This window comes from Acidithrix sp. C25 (assembly GCF_904848545.2).
Map to the genome: position 1 here is coordinate 149,747 of NZ_CAJHCI020000008.1, position 15,255 is coordinate 165,001.

The 15,255-nt window shown below is 49.4% G+C and carries 12 protein-coding genes; 6 read left to right on the forward strand and 6 right to left on the reverse strand.

Annotated features, from left to right (window positions below):
- Nucleotides 1–23: 23 nt before the first annotated feature.
- The 6 genes from ACIDITHRIX25_RS85975 (at nt 24) to ACIDITHRIX25_RS86000 (ending at nt 10,747) form a co-directional block, all read left to right on the forward strand.
- Nucleotides 24–194 (forward strand): hypothetical protein, encoded by a 171-nt coding sequence (locus ACIDITHRIX25_RS85975; protein WP_201733690.1) that lies wholly within the window; start codon nt 24–26, stop codon nt 192–194.
- Between the two features lie 464 nt (nt 195–658).
- Nucleotides 659–2,641 carry a type I restriction-modification system subunit M gene (locus tag ACIDITHRIX25_RS85980; protein WP_201733691.1) on the forward strand — a complete coding sequence of 661 codons (1,983 nt, stop codon included), beginning with the start codon at nt 659–661 and terminating at the stop codon, nt 2,639–2,641.
- Nucleotides 2,638–4,749, forward strand: coding sequence for a GmrSD restriction endonuclease domain-containing protein (locus ACIDITHRIX25_RS85985; protein WP_201733692.1), 2,112 nt, complete (start codon nt 2,638–2,640; stop codon nt 4,747–4,749). Before ACIDITHRIX25_RS85980 ends, ACIDITHRIX25_RS85985 begins: the two co-directional genes overlap by 4 nt.
- Entirely contained in the window at nt 4,746–6,182 is a 1,437-nt protein-coding gene (locus ACIDITHRIX25_RS85990; protein ID WP_201733693.1) for a restriction endonuclease subunit S domain-containing protein, read from the forward strand. The genes ACIDITHRIX25_RS85985 and ACIDITHRIX25_RS85990 overlap by 4 nt, the downstream gene beginning before the upstream one ends.
- Nucleotides 6,179–9,151, forward strand: coding sequence for a type I restriction endonuclease subunit R (locus ACIDITHRIX25_RS85995; protein WP_201733694.1), 2,973 nt, complete (start codon nt 6,179–6,181; stop codon nt 9,149–9,151). The genes ACIDITHRIX25_RS85990 and ACIDITHRIX25_RS85995 overlap by 4 nt, the downstream gene beginning before the upstream one ends.
- Nucleotides 9,152–9,247: 96 nt before the next feature.
- Nucleotides 9,248–10,747, forward strand: a complete 1,500-nt coding sequence (locus ACIDITHRIX25_RS86000; RefSeq protein ID WP_213333503.1) for an RNA-directed DNA polymerase — start codon at nt 9,248–9,250, stop codon at nt 10,745–10,747.
- Between the two features lie 130 nt (nt 10,748–10,877).
- Here the strand turns inward: ACIDITHRIX25_RS86000 and ACIDITHRIX25_RS86005 are convergent, their stop codons facing one another.
- The 6 genes from ACIDITHRIX25_RS86005 to ACIDITHRIX25_RS000000104365 form a co-directional block, all read right to left on the reverse strand.
- The gene (locus tag ACIDITHRIX25_RS86005) at nt 10,878–11,753 is read right to left on the reverse strand and encodes an IS3 family transposase (RefSeq protein WP_201733755.1); all 876 of its coding nucleotides are present in this window, start codon (nt 11,751–11,753) and stop codon (nt 10,878–10,880) included.
- Between the two features lie 5 nt (nt 11,754–11,758).
- Complete coding sequence (locus ACIDITHRIX25_RS86010; protein WP_201733696.1) at nt 11,759–12,016, reverse strand: transposase; 258 nt, start codon at nt 12,014–12,016, stop codon at nt 11,759–11,761.
- A gap of 226 nt (nt 12,017–12,242) precedes the next feature.
- Nucleotides 12,243–13,112, reverse strand: coding sequence for an SMODS domain-containing nucleotidyltransferase (locus tag ACIDITHRIX25_RS86015; protein WP_201733697.1), 870 nt, complete (start codon nt 13,110–13,112; stop codon nt 12,243–12,245).
- The gene (locus ACIDITHRIX25_RS86020; RefSeq protein ID WP_201733698.1) at nt 13,112–14,005 is read right to left on the reverse strand and encodes an S-4TM family putative pore-forming effector; all 894 of its coding nucleotides are present in this window, start codon (nt 14,003–14,005) and stop codon (nt 13,112–13,114) included. Before ACIDITHRIX25_RS86020 ends, ACIDITHRIX25_RS86015 begins: the two co-directional genes overlap by 1 nt.
- 4 nt (nt 14,006–14,009) lie before the next feature.
- On the reverse strand, nt 14,010–14,873 hold the full coding sequence (locus ACIDITHRIX25_RS86025; protein WP_201733699.1) for a CBASS oligonucleotide cyclase: 864 nt from the start codon (nt 14,871–14,873) through the stop codon (nt 14,010–14,012).
- An 11-nt stretch (nt 14,874–14,884) separates the two neighbouring features.
- A complete protein-coding gene (locus ACIDITHRIX25_RS000000104365) occupies nt 14,885–15,154 on the reverse strand; it encodes a DUF3892 domain-containing protein (RefSeq protein WP_201733700.1) in 270 nt (89 codons plus the stop codon).
- Between the last annotated feature and the right edge of the window lie 101 nt (nt 15,155–15,255).

Sequence of the window (15,255 nt, forward strand, 5' to 3'; positions counted from 1 at the left end):
TTTCCAACCACAAGTACAAGAAATTGACACAAATAATAGACATTATGACAGTTGAACGCAACCAGTGCAATGTAGCAACTCCACCTTTCTTGAAGACCTGGGGTGATTTAGACGCAGCACTTCGGGAATTTTCAATAGCAGAAGCAGTCGTTCCGGCAGCGGGTGGTTGCATTTCTGGCGGGCTTTGTGTCTAAAACAACACGGGTTGGACGACGAATCACGGGCTGCACTTGAGCGAGCACTTCAAGCCAATGCGGCGCCGCTCAACCGAACTAAGCGGGAGCAGGCTATCCAGTTGCTTGGAAATTGGAAATCAATCTGAGCGTACCGCCCTGCAGGTATCACCAGTTGAGAAGGTACATGTAACACTGAGTCGCTATAGTTCGTTTACCAGCTATTTTTCGAACAATGTTATATAATCGAAGGTAAGTATGATAAATAATCCTGCAATGACTTCCACGGATAACAACCGATATTCCAAATTCACGAGGATGGCATATCTGAATAAGATCTCCATTCTTGGCAAGAATGCCCATCGACCAATCACATTACACAGTTTGCGGGCTATAACGTTGTTCGAGATGGAGGGATTGTGGCCACATGTTCCCTCAGAATATGGGTCGAACACCAACCATCAATCGTGCACGGAGATTGCCCAGTGAACGGCGAACAGCACAACCAGATCGTTAGTCTCATTTGGGGCATTGCAGATGATCTACTTCGGGATCTCTATGTCCGAGGCAAATATCGTGATGTAATCTTGCCTATGACGGTACTGCGTCGAATTGACGCCGTATTAGAGCCGACCAAACAAGCGGTCCTCGACATGAAGTCCTCGCTTGACAAAGCTGGCATTACCAACCAGGATTCAGCACTGCGCCAAGCATCGGAACAAGCCTTTTATAACACATCAAAATTCACCATGCGTGATCTCAAAGCCCGTGCCAATCAGCAACAACTAAAAGCTGATTTCGAGGCTTACTTAGATGGGTTCTCACCAAATATTCAAGACATACTTGACAAGTTCGAGTTTCGAAACCAGATTCCACGTCTGTCGAAAGCCGACGTACTGGGGAGCCTTTTGGAGAAGCTCCTCGACCCGAGTATCAACTTGAGTCCATACCCGGTGATGAACTCCAACGGGACTGAAAAACATCCTGGACTTGACAACCATGGAATGGGAACGGTCTTCGAGGAACTGGTACGTCGTTTCAATGAAGAGAATAACGAAGAGGCAGGCGAGCACTGGACCCCGAGAGACGCCGTAAAGCTCATGGCTCGTCTCATGTTTTTGCCGATTGCCGACCAGATCGAATCCGGAACCTATCTCTTATATGACGGCGCCCTTGGCACCGGTGGCATGCTCACCGTGGCGGAAGAGACCCTACAAGAATTAGCCGCCGAACATGGCAAAGAAGTGGCAACACATCTCTATGGCCAGGAAATCAACGCTGAGACCTACGCCATCTGCAAGGCGGATCTGTTACTCAAGGGAGAGGGCGAAGCTGCGGACAACGTAGTCGGAGGACCGGAGTTCTCGACACTTTCCAACGATGCATTCCCCTCCCGTGAGTTCGACTTCATGCTTTCCAATCCGCCTTATGGAAAGAGCTGGAAGAGCGATCTAGAGCGCATGGGTGGCAAATCCGGCTTGCGAGATCAACGCTTCATCATCGCACACGCTGGTGACCCCGAGTACTCACTGGTCACTCGCTCAAGTGATGGCCAGATGCTTTTTCTCGCCAACATGGTCTCAAAGATGAAACATGCCACGCCCCTTGGAAGCCGGATCGCAGAAGTCCACAACGGCTCGTCGTTGTTCACTGGCGATGCTGGCCAGGGCGAAAGCAACATTCGACGATGGATCATCGAAAATGACTGGCTCGAAGCCATAGTCGCGCTGCCTCTCAACATGTTCTATAACACTGGCATTGCCACCTACATCTGGGTGATCACTAACCGCAAGCCTGAGCATCGCCGAGGTAAGGTCCAGCTAATTGACGCCACACAGTGGTTCAAGCCTCTACGCAAGAACTTAGGCAAGAAGAACTGTGAACTCTCCGAGGACGACATCAACCGCATCTGTCAGACCTTCTTGGATTTTGAGGAAACTGAACAGTCAAAGATCTTTCCCAACAAAGCCTTTGGCTACTCAAAGGTCACCGTAGAGCGTCCACTGCGACTAGTTGGCATCGATCCAAACCGTGTGTATAGCCCCAAGGAAATTAAGTCACTGAAAGAGAGTACTGAGCGCAGCGACAGTGCTTTACCGGTGATCCGAAAGATTCACAAGAGGGACACCAATCCAGATCCCTTGCGTGGTCTCTTCGAAGTCACTATCGGCTCCAAGCATTGTGTTGCCGAATACGAGCCAGATCCTGATCTCCGTGATACCGAACAGATACCGCTAAACGAGGATGGCGGCATCGAGGCATTCCTGAAGCGCGAGGTATTGCCCTATGCGTCGGATGCATGGTATCTACCCGATAGCGTCAAGATTGGTTATGAGATCAGTTTCACCCGCCACTTCTACAAGCCTCAACCTTTGCGTACACTCGAGGAGATTCGCGCCGATATCTTGGCACTTGAGCAAGAGACCGAGGGATTGCTAAGTGAGATAATCGGGGATAGTGCGAGATGAAGGCTAACGAGGCGCAGCTACTGAAATTCCTCAAGGATGTAGAACAGCTTCAGATCCCGATCTACCAGCGCATGTACTCCTGGACCGAACGTGAATGCCAGCAACTTTGGGATGACATATTGCGCACCGGAGCTAACGATGACATTTCTGCTCACTTCGTCGGCTCAATTGTGTACATAGAGAGGGATCTTCACCAGGTTGCAAACTTCTCGCCAGTATTGGTGATTGATGGTCAACAGCGTCTTACGACCGTAACCCTTTTCATAGCTGCGCTAGCCAAGGCTTTAGAGAAGGCCAAACCGCATCAGCATGAGTCAGATGACGACTTTACGCCGAAAAAGCTGCGTAACTACTACCTAGTCAACCCGGAAGAATCCGGCGATCGTCACTATAAATTGCTATTGTCGCAGACAGACCGGGACTCGCTCATCGCGGTCGTTGAGGGTACCGAACCGCCCAAAGAGCCGTCTCTAAGGGTGATGAAGAACTTTGCGTTCTTCGAGGCAAAGCTAGACGAGCACAAAAGCGACCTCACGTCGTTGTTCAAAGGCATATCCAAGCTAATGGTGGTTGACCTTGCACTCAATCGTGGCCAGGACAACCCACAACTTATCTTCGAGAGCATGAACTCGACAGGCCGTGAACTAAGCCAAGCGGACTTGATCCGCAACTTTCTCTTGATGGGCATCGAGCCCCAGTTGCAGACAAAACTGTACGATCGATTCTGGCATCCCATCGAACTTGATTTTGGACAGGAAGCTTACGATACGCATTTCGATGGCTTCATGCGGCATTATCTGACGGTGAAGACCGGAACAATTCCCAAGCAGGACGAAGTCTACGAAGCATTCAAGTCTTATGCCCGTTCACCACAGCTAGCCGAGTTGGGCATCGAGGCTTTGGTGGGCGACATTCGCGAATTTGCGCAGTATTTTTGCGCTATGGCCCTTGGTGCCGAGACCGACACAGATCTGAAGAGATCATTCCGAGATCTTCGTGAACTGAAGGTGGATGTTGCGTATCCGTTCCTATTGGAACTGTACCGGGATTACCGTGCGGGTATTTTGGCAAAGGATGATCTCGCTGAAGCTGTCCGTCTAGTAGAGGCGTATGTCTTTCGGCGTGCCATTTGTGCCATTCCTACTAATTCACTTAATAAGACCTTTGCAACTTTCACCAAGGCTCTCAAGAAGGATCGATATCTCGAAAGTATCAAGGCACACTTCCTTGGACTTCCCTCATACCGCCGATTTCCAAGTGACGAAGAATTCCACCGCGACCTACAGACCCGCGACCTGTATAACTTCCGAAGCCGTAGCTACTGGCTTCGGCGTCTTGAGAACTACGGCCACAAGGAATGGGTGCAGGTAGACGAATACACCATTGAGCACATCATGCCTCAGAACGAGAACTTGTCTTCTGCCTGGAAGGAAGCTCTCGGCCCAAATTGGAAGACAATTCAGCAGACCTGGCTTCACACGCTTGGGAATCTAACCCTCACGGGCTACAACTCAGAATACGGCGATCGAGCCTTCATTGAAAAGCGCGACATGAAGGGTGGCTTCGCCGAGAGTCCCATCAGGCTTAATGCGGGCCTCGGCAAACTTGAGCAGTGGAATGAGGACACAATCAAGGAGCGGGCGAGCACGCTTGCTGATTTGGCGATCGACGTCTGGAAGTCTCCAACGCTTTCCGCAAGTATTCTGCAGACATACCAGGGAAAAACCCAGATCAGTGGCTACCGTCTTGCCGACCATCCATATCTTCTCAGTAGTCCCGTACGCGAGCTGTTCGAGGCTCTTCGCCGAGAGGTGCTCGCTCTCGACCCTTGCGTTACTGAGGAGTTTTTAAAGCTCTATGTCGCCTACAAGGCGGAGACCAACTTCGTGGATGTGGTGCCGCAATCTAAGCGACTACGGCTGTCACTAAACATTGGGTACGTAGAAATTGACGATCCACGTGCCATGTGCAGAGACGTGACACTCCTCGGACGTTGGGGCAACGGAGATGTCGAGGTTGGCTTTGCCTCTTTGGAGGAACTGCCTTATGTAATGGGACTTGTTCGTCAAGCGCTTGAGAAGCAGCTAGGCAACGGGGGTGACCAATGAAAGCCACATTAACGGCGTATCCAACATACAAGGAATCGGGTTCACTGTGGCTTGGCGATGTACCCGAGCATTGGAAAACGCATGCTCTCTGGACGATCAGCAAACTTAGGAACGAGAGAACACTCGGTGCACTCCAGCTACTTTCTGTATTCTTAAACCGCGGCGTGATTCGTTATGAAGAAGGTGGGGGCCAAGTCCATGCTCCGAGCTTGGATTTGACTAATTACCAAGTGGTTCATGCTGGCGACTTGGTACTTAATAATCAGCAGGCATGGCGGGGCTCAGTTGGTGTATCTTGCCATCATGGTATTATTAGTCCTGCATACATAGTTCTTGAGTTGCCGTGTGGGATCGATTCCGAATTTGCGAATTACCTAGTACGTTGCCCTGCGATCGTTGACCAGTTTGTGATCGCCTCGAAGGGTGTGGGTGATATCCAACGTCAAATCTTCTGGCCTTTTTTGCGATATGTGCAAATTCCTCTCCCGCCTCTAGACGAACAAGCGGTGATCGTAAAGTTCCTCAACTATATGGACCGACGGATTCGGCGCTATATAGGCGCAAAGCAGAAGCTGATCAAACTGCTGGAGGAGCAGAAGCAAGCAATCATACATCGAGCGATAACCCGTGGTCTTGATTCCGATGTCCGTCTCAAGCCTTCCGGTGTGGAGTGGCTGGGCGATGTACCCGAGCATTGGAAGGTAGAGCGACTCAAGTATCTTGCAAAAATGAATCCGTCAAGGACTGAACTAGATGAACTTGCCAGTAATACAGTGGTTACGGTCTTACCGATGGAGAATGTTAGCGAATGGGGCCAAATCGATAGCTCGAGGACCTCTGAACTAGGTTCCGTAAACCCTGGTTTTACCTACATGCGCGATGGTGATGTGATTGTTGCAAAGATTACCCCTTGCTTCGAAAATGGAAAGGGCGCTGTCTGCGCTGGACTAGCGAATCGCGTCGCATTCGGGTCAACCGAGTTTCACGTACTCAGGCCTTTTGCAAGAATACTACCTTGGTATCTGTACTATTTGACGCGAGAGCAGGCCTTTCGTGCGCACGGTGCTTTCAATATGCGTGGGTCTGCTGGCCAGCAGCGAGTTCCAACTGAGTTTTTGGCAAGCTGGTACATACCGATTCCGCCCGTCGCGGAACAACGAGATATCGTCGCAAGCATTAATCAAGAGTTACACGAGATCAACGACACAGCTGAACGTTTACATCGCCAAATCGTGCTCTTAAGCCAATACCGAACTCGTCTCATTGCCGACGTGGTCACCGGCAAGCTGGACATACGTGAAGCTGCAGCGAGATTACCTGACGAGCAGATTGAGTCGGAGCTGCTTGACGAGGAGAATACTCCGATGGTTGACGATGAATTTGAAGGTAGCGATGATGACCTCAATACGGAGCTGGAGGAGGTTGAGGCATGACCACCGACACTAGCGAAGGCGGTCTTGAATCTCTCATCGTCCATGACATGACGAGCACGAACGGCGGATGGATGGAGGGCGAAGCATCTGACTATGACCGAGAGTACTGCGTAGATCTAGCCCAACTGACTGCCTTCCTAAATGACACTCAGGCGGAAATATCTGAGGCGCTCGATCTCGAAGCGGATAGCCCTATGCGGCGCAAGTTTCTTGCCCGCTTGCAAGGAGAAATCGCCAAGCGTGGAATCATAGATGTGCTGCGCCATGGCATCAAGCACGGTCCCCACGAGATTACATTGTTCTACGGCTCACCCTCGCCCGGAAACGATAAGGCTAAAACTCAGTACGAGGCCAACCGTTTCAGCGTCACTCGTCAACTCCGTTACAGCCGTGACGAAACCCAGCTCGCATTGGATCTGGCTATATTTCTGAACGGTCTGCCCGTCGCCACATTCGAACTAAAGAACAACCTCACTAAACAGACGGTCGAAGATGCCGTCGAGCAATATAAGCGAGATCGAGACCCAAGGGAATTGCTTTTCGGCTTTGGGCGCTGCATAGCCCACTTTGCAATTGATGATCAGTCAGTTCGCTTCTGCACTCACCTAAAGGGCAAGGCGTCCTGGTTCCTGCCTTTTGATAAGGGATATCAAGATGGAGCAGGCAACCCGCCCAATCCTGACGGACTAAAGACCGACTACCTCTGGAAACACATTCTCTCGCCTCAAGGGCTGACCGATATATTGGAGAACTACGCACAAGTTGTTATTGAGACGAACCCCAAGACGAAAAAGAAGTCTTCTACGCAAATATTTCCTCGCTATCACCAACTTGATGTCGTGCGCAAACTGCTCGCCGACGTTTCTGAGCATGGAGCGGGTCGGAGGTATCTTATTCAGCACTCAGCGGGTAGCGGCAAGTCGAATTCCATCGCGTGGCTTGCCCACCAATTGATCGGGCTCAAAAAAGATGATGCTGAGGTATTCGACTCAATCATCGTCGTCACCGACCGACGTATCCTTGATCAACAGATCAAAGATACCATCAAGCAGTTCGCCCAGGTAGGGGCGACGGTAGGCCACGCGGAACGCTCCGGCGATCTACGCACATTCATCCAGGGTGGCAAAAAGATAATCATCACGACGGTGCAGAAGTTTCCATTCATCGTACAAGACATCGGAAGCGAGCATCGAAATCGCAAATTCGCCATTCTGATCGATGAGGCGCACTCCAGTCAGGGAGGTCGCACAACGGCGGCCATGAGTACTGCGTTATCAGAGGTAGGAGCCAAAGATGACGATGAATCACCCGAGGATGCCATCAACCGGATCATGGAAGCTCGAAAGATGCTGCCCAATGCCAGCTACTTTGCCTTCACGGCGACCCCGAAGAACAAGACCCTGCAGATCTTCGGTGAGCCGGTTCATGAAGGTGGGAATATTACCCATCATCCATTCCACAGCTACACGATGAAACAAGCCATCCAGGAAGGTTTCATCCTTGATGTACTCAAGAATTACATGCCAGTCAACAGCTACTACAAATTAGTAAAGACAGTCGAGGCCGACCCGGAATTCGATATCAGAAGAGCGTCAAAGAAACTTCGCCATTACGTTGAGAGCAACGACCACGCTATCGGTCTCAAGGCTGAGATCATGGTTGACCATTTTCTTCAACAGGTGATCGGTCTTAAGAAGATTGGCGGTCAGGCCCGGGCTATGGTTGTCACAGGCTCCATTGAGCGGGCGATCCAATACTACTACGCCATTACCCAGTACCTAATCGAATGCAAGAGTCCCTATCGCGCTATCGTCGCATTCTCAGGTGAGCCTGAATACCACGGTCAGGTTGTTTCGGAAGCTTCACTCAATGGCTTTTCGAGCAGGGAGATTCCTGACCAGATCCAAGAGGAACCCTACCGGTTCTTGGTGTGCGCCGACAAGTTCCAAACAGGTTACGACGAGCCTCTTCTGCACACGATGTACGTCGACAAGCCTCTCTCTGGCGTCAAAGCCGTTCAGACTCTGTCTCGGCTGAATCGTGCCCATCCTCAAAAACACGATGTGGCAGTACTGGACTTTATGAACAACACGGATGTGATCGAGAAGTCGTTCGCTCCTTACTACCGCACGACAGTACTTGCCGAAGAGACGGATCCCAACAAGCTACACGATCTAAAAAGTGAGCTGGACGGCTACGAGGTCTACGACGACAGCCAGATTACCAACTTCGTTAAGCTGTATCTTGGAAATGCCGATAGAGATCAGCTCGACCCAATTCTTGATGCTTGTGTTGCTGCGTACAAAGACAATCTCGACGAAGACGGGCAGGTGGATTTCAAAGGTAAGGCAAAGGCCTTTACTCGTACCTATGGATTCCTTGCTTCTGTTCTCCCATACTCGAACGCCGAATGGGAGAAACTCTCGATCTTCCTCAATTTCCTAATCCCCAAGCTTCCAGCACCGATAGAAGAAGACCTCTCGCGAGGCATCCTTGAAACCATCGATATGGATAGCTACCGAGTCGAGAAGATGGCCGCCATGCGCATTGCTCTCGCCGACGAGGATGGGGGAATCGGACCGGTCCCTACTTCTGGTGGCGGCCACAAGCCTGAACCTGAACTCGAACGACTATCAAACATCCTGAAGGCCTTCAATGATCAATTCGGAAATATTGATTGGATTAACTCCGATAGGGTGCAGCGCCAAATCGCCGAAGACATCCCGGCCCAGGTTGCGGCTGATAAGAGATACCAGAACGCACAGCGCAACAGCGACAAGGGAAATGCTCGGATCGAACACGATAAGGCGCTAGGCCGTGTAATGAATGCGTTCTTGAAAGATGATACCGAATTGTTCAAGCAATTCAGTGACAATGAGTCATTCCGGCGCTGGTTATCCGACTCGATCTTCTCGGCAACATATCGAAACGACATGGAGAATTCACACGAGAAAGCAGCGGCGGACTGAAGGGATGTACACCTATAAGAAAAGCATTGACATCGGGATGAGTCCCCATCGGATATTGAGGGCTAGATCATCAGTAACTTCACTTCTGCGGTAGCTATGCGCCCAACAATCCTAGATACTGACCACACACGTGTAAGACGTTTCTTTTTAGAAGATAAAGCATACACTACACTCGACTTGCCTAAATATTTTACATTTCAGACAATGTTATCGCAGCTTTCTGTCGTACTAAACGGCACCTTTCTAGGAATCACGGCTATCAGCGCAGCCAAACGACTGGATACCGTTAACCACGTCTTATATGGAAATAAGGACGGTAAGTACGACTGGCGGAAGTATGAATTGATAAATCCCCTACTCTACGTCTCTCTCGTCAACGCGGTTACTGAAGAGAGCAACTGGTGCACAATCACCTCCCGCTTCGACGAACTACGCGTAACTCGATCGATCCAGTGTATGAGCATCCCGGTACTGCCGGACCGCGGCGCTTCACAAAAAGCCACGCAAGTTAGCGAATGGCTTGAAACAATCGAAAAGGCATCACTTCGATATGCTCTCGATTTCGAGCACATCTACCAGACTGACATTACCGATTGCTACGGGTCAATCTATACACATTCGATATCTTGGGCGCTACACGACAAAATAACAGCCAAGGCTAATCGCCGTTATGACGCCTTATTAGGCAATTTAATTGATCATCACTTGCAGGCAATGTCTAACGGGCAAACCAATGGAATACCTCAGGGAAGTCTTCTGATGAATTTCATTGCCGAAATGCTTCTTGCGTATGCCGACCGCGAACTATATCAGAAGATCAATAGCAAGGTTCCGGATGATGCTTATCTTATTCTTCGTTATCGGGACGACTATAGGATCTTCGTTCGTGAACCCAGCCACGGTGATTTGATTATGAAAGCATTAAGTGAAGTCATGATCGATTTAGGTTTACGCTTGAATACTTCAAAAACGAAACGAAGTGATGACGTCATACTGAGTTCGATTAAGCCCGCAAAGATCGTCATGCTTGATAAAAAAATACCTTCAAAGTTGTCGCAAGCTGCAATGAAGGTAGAGCTACTCCAAATTTACGAACTTGGAAGATCCTATCCGAACGCCGGAACAATAAAAACTAGGCTTACAAAACTATATGGGATTGCAAAGGAACGACATTACAAAAACCAGAAATACGAATTATTGAGTATTTTAGTTAACATCGCTTTTGATAGTCCTGATTGCTTTCCAATGGTAGCTGCATTCATAAGTAGCATTGTTGGTACCTTGAATATAGAAGCGAAGAAGACCGCTATGGAACGAATCTGGCGAAAGCTTAGTTTGCTCCCTAATTCTGGGCTCGTGGAGATATGGCTACAGCGTGTCATGCTTTCGAATTCGTCTGATCATGACTTTAAAGAAGATATTTGCAGAAAAGTTACAGATAACGAGGTCGCGCTGTATCAATGTGGCTGGATCGCTGACCAATCGATAAGAGATATAATTGTGAACGCGGAGTTAATCGATACGAAGATCCTAAGAACGATGGATCCTGTAATAAGCAGTGAGGAGATTCAGCTCTTTGCGATAGAAGATTACTAACATATTGCAATCGAAATGCGATAGTGAGGCCTACTGTCCCATGCAGGTGAGTCGCTCACCTATTACGGGCACCGTTCAGGATGCAAGCTCGCTACCCCTGGTGAACGATTGGTATCCCAGAATCTACTTGTCAACCTCTACTTTTAATGAACACCTTGTCTGGACTTTTTTGTAGCCCTGCAGCGTAAGCTACTGGCGTGGTTTTTAAAGCTGTGTGGATTCTTTTTGTATTGTAGTAGTGGATCTGCAAAGCAACGGCTTCGTGTAATTCAGCTATATCCTTGAACCTGTTTAGTGGGCCAAGCTCTAGTTTGAAGTTACCGAACCAGCGTTCCATGAAACCGTTTTGCCAAGGCGAGCCTTTGTCACTAGCTGACAAAGTTATCTCCATCTTTTCACACAGCAGTTCATGTTTGTGACTCAAATATTCACTGCCTTGGTCACTATGCAAGATAGCTGGTGGCTCATGTTTAGATAGAGCGTCAAGTAAGGAGACATAGGTTAACTCGCTACTATGGTTGGCACCTAACCGCCAACCAACTACTTGCCTGGTTTTTAGATACATTACTATGGCCAGGTAGTACCAGCTTCGCTCAAACCACAAGTGAGTAAAGTCTTGTACCCAAGCCCCAGCGTTAACCATGCCAGAGTAATCCTGGCCATCCTGTGGCCGGGCCTCGTCCTTAAACACGGCATAAGGCTTTAGGGCATTAGCTGGAGCCATTATCTCTGCTTTACCCTTGCGATAGCGATGTTTTTTAGTGGCTCTGGGTATGACCATGCCGGCTAGATTACGTATCCGTCTGGTTTTCTTTTTACTCCAGTGTAAACGCATGCTCAAACGTCCAACACCATCGTAAGCATGCTCTTCGTGGACGGCTAATAGCTGACTCACAGCCAGTTGATCAGCCTGAGCCCGTTTAGTTGGCCGGCAGTAGTAGCTGGTTATGGATATCTCCAGGACAGTGGCAAAGTGTCTGCGCCATCCTGGATCGACCTCATCCAGTAGGCTTAGCCTTTTGGGCGTTTTAGTTCGGCTGTAGCCCGCCCCAGTAAGTTGTAGAGTTGTTCGTTCTCTTTCTTAAGGCGGTTCACCTGCAGGACCAGGCTGGAGTTGCCGTTAACAACGCCGTCCTTAAGCCAACCATAAATGGTTTTGTAATGGACACCATACGTACTAGCGGCATCGGTTACCCGCATACCCTCATCACGTATTTTTTTCACTATCTCGGCTTTAATGGCCGGGTCAGTATGTAAACCAACTGGCATAAAAAACTCCCTTCTAAAATGTTACATATATTGTACCGCCTGTTAGCAAGACAATGTGTTCATTTTAGCGGGAGGGTGACAACTTACTCATTTGTATACGATGGGAAGGTTCATATGAGATCATGCACCGACGCTCAACTTGAACTGCATCGATACTTTCTGCCTACGGTTAACATCCAAGAACATGAGCTCGCGAGCTACCGTGACTACGTGCAGAGACAATAGATCAGCGTGAGGGAAATTGACCACCAAAGAGCAGATCTAGATAAGTGAACGCTGTCACAGGATCACTGTTGTTGCACGCGTTAAGAGCTTTTCGAGCTCTGACCGCAGCCGTATGGACTTTGGAGAGCGCGTCTGTTGCTTTGGCCGTGCTCGAGCAGGCATAGATCCACCCCGTCGCTCCCTTGGGGTCATTCATAGCCGCCAGCTGCGTCGAGTCCAGCTTTTCGAGCACCTGGCAAACGTCCCACACGTGTATGTAAGTTGCTTGCGTGGCCACGTGTTGTGCACATCTCATCTCCAAGTAAAACGAAGAAACTGGAACATCGCAGTAGTACTTCCAAGCCTTGATAAGGCGTGATAACGCTTTCGCATCACCCTTATGTGGTTTGAGATTGCAGTCGTTTACATAGGACAAGTGTTCGTTCGGAGCCGAATCAATCCAGCTCGGGTTATCACTTGCGCCGGGAATATCGTAAACTAGTTGATTGACTCCTCGGTTGGTGAGAAAACCTGGAATCACTTCCCATGTTTCATAACCGCCTGCAAATTTAATAACTACTGCTGGTCTACGTATCTGCACAGTAGTCAACGGAAATCGCTTTTCCATAGCTTCCTTCACCCAGGCAATAGCCGTATACGAGGTCTCTGGACGACTATTACCAATACTTACAAGCACGTCGATGTCACTAAATCCTCGAAGTCCGGTGCCATGTGAAAATGAACCGGTCTCGAAGTACGCCATGATCGTGAGTTTTGCTTCAAGCGCGGCTTTGATAGACGCTCTATGGCTTGAACCCGCATCACGCTCTGCTTGCGTCGGCGTCAGGCGCTTTAGAAACTCTTCGAATCCTTCGTTAACAGTCCTGGCCATCAGTCGCGACCCGCTCTTTCCTTGGCAGCATAACGCATGTCTTCTTCGTAGGTCTTGGACAGAATCCAGTAGAACCACCCGGCAACTGGCGGAGCATCCCGTCGCAAATCGAATATCTGATCTTGAATCTCCCGCAGCGCCTCATGCGAGGAATCGTTCTTGTCGAACATTGCATTCGTCTCGTCTTCAAGATGTTGGCGGCGGGATGAGGCCAGGAAGTGCTTCTTCGACAGATCAACAGCATCAAGGACAGCTGGGAGCGACGGGAGGGCAACTGTAGTCAGGTACCCGGCGAGCGTTGCTTGTTGTACAAGTGCAATAATCACACCGAAGATTGCCCATACGAATGCCGAGACCAAGAGAAAACATCCATAGGCATGATGTTGACGTCTGGCCCAGACGGTATTCGATCGTTGACAAGTGATGACACTTCTTGGCCAGGCAATATCAATGTCGGTGGGATACCAGCCACAATGCTTCTTTGTTGACTTCGGATCTTTGAATCTTTTACTTGCCGATCGGATCTCTTCCTCCGAAGGCTGACGAATCAGTGCATCATTCCAAGTAAGGCCAAGGACATCGCAATCGAACATTTCTTGGGCAGAGGCCCCTTTTACCTGGCAGCCCTGCTTGAGAGGTTCGAAAAGGAGGCGGGACATGAAGATCCATACTCCAGCGATTGCTCCGAGCAACGGACCCCAGTCTGGTTCATACACGAGCACAAGTGGCGATGCCAGAGCCAAGATAATGGCTGTTGAAGCTCCCCAAAAGTGCCAACGGTTTCCTATTTTATAGAAGCGATCTTTGGCTTCTTGCCTGCGAAGATTGCGATTGCTGTCTTGCGCAACACCAATGTCATGCATAGATGGAGTCGAAGGGGAAAATTGTGCCATAGAATTAACCGTATGCCGGAAAGTAATCCCCGAACACCTTTCTCCATTCAACTATCGCAGCGGAAGTATTGCCGTTCTTAGCAAACTGCTCAGCCTTGATCGCTCTGTCGTAAGCGACCTGAAAGCGGTTGACTGCGTCAGAGACAGTCTTGGTCGCCAAGAGCGGATCAATCTGCTCTCCAAGTCCAGCAGGGTCCTTGACTTTCGTCTTGATCCGTTCACGCCCCTTATCAAAAAAGTAACGAACTGCGCTCGAATCAGAGCTGAGTGTTACGCCAGAGAAGATCTCTACAGCGACTAGCTCCAGGTAGAACGGAACGAAACTTCCTGAAATTTCCCGATTCCAGGCCTTAATCATCTTGGCAACTGGAACCACTGTCCCACCATGGTCCGCGTTCGACTTACTCATGTAGGTCTCATGAATAGTTGGATCTGTCGATATCCACCGTTTGTTACTCGAGTCTGGTATCAAAAAGCCACCACCGTTGCGGTTAAAGGCTGGGACCACGTCAACTTTGAAATCGGTAAATGAGATCGTTACGGCATGTCCATTGCGGCTGATTCTGGGAGTGTCGGGATATGTCTTCAATAGAGTAGCCCGTACTTTGTCGAGCAAAGATGCGTGCCCGTCGCTCTTGAAGTAGCTGGGATCCAGTACTACAAAGATGTCAACGTCAGCTTGACGCAGAGGTGCGATCATTGTTGATCGCTTGTATGAGCCCGTCAGGAACGATCTCAGTACCGTGAAGTCCTTTTCAACGGCTTTTCTTACGTTCGTTTGTCTCGTCGAGACAGTTGAAGCCTGAAGATCCGTGATCTCCAAGTTCTGTCGCAGTTTAGCGAATGATGCGGTGATTGTCGTGGCCATCAGTTCATCTCCTAATACCTTGGTAAGCTCAGTAAGTTATCCGTCCATGTGCTATCGGCATAGGTTTGGACGTAAGGTGGGGTTGCCTCACGTACTTGCAAAAACGCTCTCATCGTTGGCCCTTGAACGTAGGCTTGGTTGGGATTACTGCGAACGAAAGTGACCATAGCTTCGCGAGTGCTTGCGCCTGTGGCGCCAGTGCCAGAATTGACCCACTTCATTTCAGCAATATGTTTGTGATGTTCTGTCCCGACCATATGAATCGCAGTGATTTGGACCATTTTGACACTTCCTTTTCGTGTTGAGTTATGATACTCTTTTAGTATATGGCAGGTCAATAGAATATGTCAACAGTTATAGGATATTTACTTACTAAAACAGG

Bases quoted from the DNA above. Each gene is read 5' to 3' on its own strand.
- ACIDITHRIX25_RS85985 (WP_201733692.1), top strand. From the start codon at position 2,638: ATGAAGGCTAACGAGGCGCAGCTACTGAAATTCCTCAAGGATGTAGAA.
- ACIDITHRIX25_RS85990 (WP_201733693.1), top strand. From the start codon at position 4,746: ATGAAAGCCACATTAACGGCGTATCCAACATACAAGGAATCGGGTTCA.
- ACIDITHRIX25_RS000000104365 (WP_201733700.1), bottom strand. From the start codon at position 15,154: ATGGTCCAAATCACTGCGATTCATATGGTCGGGACAGAACATCACAAA.
- ACIDITHRIX25_RS85995 (WP_201733694.1), top strand. From the start codon at position 6,179: ATGACCACCGACACTAGCGAAGGCGGTCTTGAATCTCTCATCGTCCAT.
- ACIDITHRIX25_RS86000 (WP_213333503.1), top strand. From the start codon at position 9,248: ATGCGCCCAACAATCCTAGATACTGACCACACACGTGTAAGACGTTTC.
- ACIDITHRIX25_RS86010 (WP_201733696.1), bottom strand. From the start codon at position 12,016: ATGCCAGTTGGTTTACATACTGACCCGGCCATTAAAGCCGAGATAGTG.
- ACIDITHRIX25_RS86020 (WP_201733698.1), bottom strand. From the start codon at position 14,005: ATGGCACAATTTTCCCCTTCGACTCCATCTATGCATGACATTGGTGTT.
- ACIDITHRIX25_RS86025 (WP_201733699.1), bottom strand. From the start codon at position 14,873: ATGGCCACGACAATCACCGCATCATTCGCTAAACTGCGACAGAACTTG.
- ACIDITHRIX25_RS86015 (WP_201733697.1), bottom strand. From the start codon at position 13,112: ATGGCCAGGACTGTTAACGAAGGATTCGAAGAGTTTCTAAAGCGCCTG.